Origin of the sequence: Arsukibacterium sp. (genome assembly GCF_036735525.1) — a bacterium.
Classification (GTDB): Bacteria; Pseudomonadota; Gammaproteobacteria; order Enterobacterales; family Alteromonadaceae; genus Alishewanella.
This window is the reverse complement of sequence record NZ_DAINOE010000144.1, coordinates 1-4,203: the sequence shown is the minus strand read 5'-3', so window position 1 is coordinate 4,203 and position 4,203 is coordinate 1. Positions and strand designations below refer to the sequence as shown.

General features: G+C 46.2%; 4 protein-coding genes. 2 read left to right on the top strand and 2 right to left on the bottom strand.

The features are described 5' to 3' along the window. Together istB and istA are read right to left on the bottom strand one after the other, a co-directional pair. Positions 1-722: IS21-like element helper ATPase IstB (istB, locus tag V7D78_RS16285; RefSeq protein WP_333609513.1), on the bottom strand; the 722-nt coding region annotated here is incomplete at its 3' end. Between the two features lie 11 nt (positions 723-733). Next, entirely contained in the window at positions 734-2,272 is a 1,539-nt protein-coding gene (gene istA / locus V7D78_RS16280) for an IS21 family transposase (RefSeq protein WP_333609512.1), read from the bottom strand. 245 nt (positions 2,273-2,517) lie between these two features. Between istA and V7D78_RS16275 the strand changes: the two genes are divergently transcribed. Continuing rightward, entirely contained in the window at positions 2,518-3,648 is a 1,131-nt protein-coding gene (locus tag V7D78_RS16275) for a porin (RefSeq protein WP_333609511.1), read from the top strand. Between the two features lie 9 nt (positions 3,649-3,657). Further along, a complete protein-coding gene (locus V7D78_RS16270; RefSeq protein WP_333609510.1) occupies positions 3,658-4,056 on the top strand; it encodes a phosphate ABC transporter substrate-binding protein in 399 nt (132 codons plus the stop codon). Positions 4,057-4,203: the final 147 nt, after the last annotated feature.

Here is a 4,203-nt window from a genome sequence, read left to right as displayed (position 1 = left end):
AGCTTTCTCATCGACTCTCCTGTTAATTCAATTCGGTGACTGTTGTGTAATAGCCGGTCTAATAGTGCATCAGCGATGGTGGGACTCGGAATAAGTTTGTACCACTCACTGGTCGGTATTTGGCTGGCAATGATGGTGCTTGATTGCTGGTAACGTATTTCCATTACATCCAGCAAGTCGTTGGCCTGACGTGCCGTTAACGCCTCCATACCCCAGTCGTCCAGAATGAGCAGTTTGCGTTTAGCCAAGGTGCTCAGTTGCTGGCGGTATGAGCCGTCGGCGTGGCCGATATGTAGCTCGTCCAACAACTCACCCAACCGGTAGTAACGTACGCTGTGATGCTGATCACAAGCTTGTGTGGCCAGCGCGCAGGCAAGGTAGGTTTTACCGCAGCCTGTTGCTCCCGTCAGGATAATGTTCTGGTTATAGTGCAGATACTGACCACTGAGTAAGGCAGCGATTTTGTCTTTTCGCAGCCCCCGGCTGGCACGGTAGTCTATATGACTGGCGCGTGCATCGACGCGTAACCTCGCCTGGCGGGCCAACCGCTGCACTTTGGTGTTATCACGGCAGAGCAGCTCATGTGTGGCCAGCAAGCTTAGCCGCTCTTCGAAGCTCATTTCAGTGTATGTATCGGGTTGTGTTTGTTGCTGCTGCAATGCGTGGGTGAAGTGGCCAAGCCGTAACGCGCGCAGCTGCTCATGTAATGTCGATAAGCTCATGTGGGTTCTCCTTATTGGTAATAATGTTGGCCACGGATGTTGTGGTGGGTCAGCGGTGGTTGTTCATCCGCAGTCGCGGCGACAGAGCCGAGCTCTTTGTTATTCACAAGCAGGTTTGTAATCACTTTCAGGTATGGCTGCTCCAGGAGCAGCGCTTGTTGGCTGGCAGCCTCCAGCCGCTCGTTACTGTACTTTTTGGCCAGGCTCAGGATAGCCAGGCAGCTTTTAACTGCATTCTCAGGATGTTGACGCCGGTCAAGTTGGAAGGTGATTACCGCCCTGACGCCGCTGCCAATGCTGTCAGCCCAACCCAGTAATCTTTCAGCACTCCAGCGCTGTTTGATATGCGCATCAGGCATATGCTCTTTGACAGTGGTAAAGCCACCGGCCTGATGTTTTCTGGGGTGCTGTGCCACAACTTTACCTTGGTAGTACACGCAGATGATGTGTGCGGTAGCTTCCACAGTAACCGTATGGCTCACCAGATTATGAGGGACGGAGTACGCGTGTTTTGCGTACAGCACGTGATAGTCAGGCCCGACACGGGCTTGTTTACTGTCGATATACTCGTAGGGATAAGCAGGTAATGGCATCAGTGCGGGCTTATCAAACCGGGTGTAGAGCTCATGACGAGAGCCCGGATGCACCCGCTGCTGGCGGTGATTAAGATCATGTAACAGTTCACGGATCCGCTGATTTAAACTGCTGAGCGTGTAAAAGTGTTCATGGCGTAAACGCATCAGGATCCAGCGCTCAACAATCAATACCGCGTTTTCAGCCTTTGATTTATCCTTGGGCTTGTAAGGCCTCGCGGGCATGACGGCGGTGCCGTAATGCCGTGCCATGCGCGCATAGTTCTCATTGATAACAGGCATGTAACGATGGGTTTTGGTTACTGCTGAGCGCAGATTATCAGGCACCAGCAAACGCGGAATACCACCAAAGAACTGGAAGGCACGGGTATGAGCCATAATCCAGTCCTCAAGCTGCTGAGAGCGCCCGGCTTCAACATAGGTGTAATTAGAGGCCCCCAAGGTGGCAACGAAGATCTGCGCACAATAGCGAACTTCGCCGGTATCAGGGTTGAGAATGGCCACGGTTGGGCCGCAGTAATCAATAAATAACTTGTCACCGGCAATGTGAAGCTGCCGCATACTGCGTTTGACGCTTTTTACCCAGACCTGATAATGCTCACAATACTGCGTGTAGCCATAGGCTGTAGCCGTATCTTTATCACGATATTCCTGCCATAACAGCAGCTTGGTCATGCCTTTACGTTTTAGCTCCTGATGCATCAGGGCGTAGTCAGGCTGGCGTTTATGCCTGGACGTGTTTTTGCCTTTATAGACCACTTTTTCCAGCTCAGTATCACTGGTGTCAACGGGCAGCGGCCAGCTTAACCCGCTTGTCGCAAAGCGTGACAGGATTTCGCTGACAGTGGCAGGGCCAACAGCGCAGCACTTACTGATGTCTCTTAAGCTCAGCCCAGCATCAAAACGAAGCCTCAGAATGTCTTTAATTTTGCTCATGTCTGTTCTCTTTCTAGCCATGGTCAGCTTGTTCCTAAGTACGTTAAAGTTAGGAAGAGCTTACCAGTTGATTTGGTTAGAAAAAGAACGGCATTTCGGCATTCCGATCAGCGATTCCGGCAAACCGAACAGCGATTTCGGAAAATGGCTAAAAGTGATCGGATAAAACCGAAACAGGTGATCGGATTAAACCGAAATGGGTGATCGGATTGGACCGAAATGAGTGTTCGGATTCATCCGAAACATGCAGTTTGAAAGAGGGAATAATGAAAATACATCTACTAACATTCGCTGCACTTTCTGCACTGTGTGTTGCGAATGCTAATGCTAATACCACTATTAATGGTTTTGCTTCTATAAAAGCAGGGTTAACAACGTCGGGCGACAGTTCGTTGTATGATTATACTGATAAGCTTAACTTTAAAAATGAAAGTTTGCTTGCACTGCAAATTCGTTCTGATTTGGGTGAAAGGTTATCGGTTACGGCGCAGTTGATGGGCCGTGGGAGTAATGATTTTGATGCCACTTTCGAATGGGCATTTGTTACTTACATGCTAACTGAAAGCACAAGGATAAACGTGGGGCGTTTACGAACGCCATTTTATCGTTATTCTGATTTTATGGATGTTGGCTATGCTTATGACTGGAACCGAGTACCACAAGGCTTTTACGGCCTAGGTTTTGACAACATCGAAGGAATATCTATTTATCATACAGGCAGTTTTTTTGAAGCTGATTCTACTTGGCAATTAATATATGGCTCCTACAGCGATGATATAACACTTGCTGGCAATCCTGCTTCGGCTAGAGCAACAGATATTGCCGGCGGCAGCTGGGAACTTGAATTAGGTTCATTATCATTTCGCATGGCCTATTTAAGAGGAGATCTTGAAATATCTTCACCAATGCTAGATCCATTGCTAACCGGATTGACTCAAGCGGGACTTACTGACTTGGTTGCAGCGTTGGATTTTAATCAAGATCCTGGTCAGTTTATTGGTTTAGGTATGACATTTGATAATGGTAGTTGGGTGTTGATCTCCGAATACAATAGGATTGATGTTAAAAAGTCATTTTTTGCGCAACGACAAAATATTTATCTTTCTGTTGGTTATCGCTTTGATGATTTTGTACCTTACTTTTTAATAGAAAATGAAGACTTTACGTCCAAGGATGCCATTTATGCACCCTATCAGACTATATTACCCGCTGAATTCTTGTTGCCTGTTATTGGCCTTGTGCAAAGTCAGCGTGTTGACGCAAATAGTTATAGTATTGGAATGAGGTACAATTTTCACTCCTCTGCGGCTTTTAAAGTGCAATACACAACCAGAGATGATCGCCTGCAAAATGATAAAGCAAGCTTATTGTCATTTGGTATTGATTTGATTTTTTAAGGAATTGTAATGAAAACACATACTCTTTCATTAATTTTTGCTATGTTGTTCTTTTCTCCAGCCTTTGCTCAAGTGGTGGTAGTTGTACATCCCTCTATGAATGAAAACATCTCAAGTGATGATATCGCCAGGCTGTATACCGGTCGTTCGTCGGTATTGCAGCCGGTTAATCTTAAAGAATCTGATGCAAAGCGCGCCCAATTTGATGAAAAGGCAGTAGGACGTTCTTCTGCTCAGCTAAAAGCATATTGGTCAAAGCTGGTTTTTACCGGTAAAGGTACACCGCCACCAGAGCTGAATAGTGATGACGAAGTTATTCAGTTTGTAAGCAGTAATGAGTATGGTATTGGCTATATTGATGCTGCAAATGTAACTGATAAAGTTAAAGTGATAATGACGCTTAACTGATTAAAAACCTGTGTTGTTAATCTACTAAAGCCGCTGAATTAGAGCGGCTTTTTTCTGAGTGCTTCATCTTCCCAAAATACTATCTTCAATAGCAATCAATAAATCTTGAGCAAGACAGTAGGGTTATAAACTCTGCACATACAAATA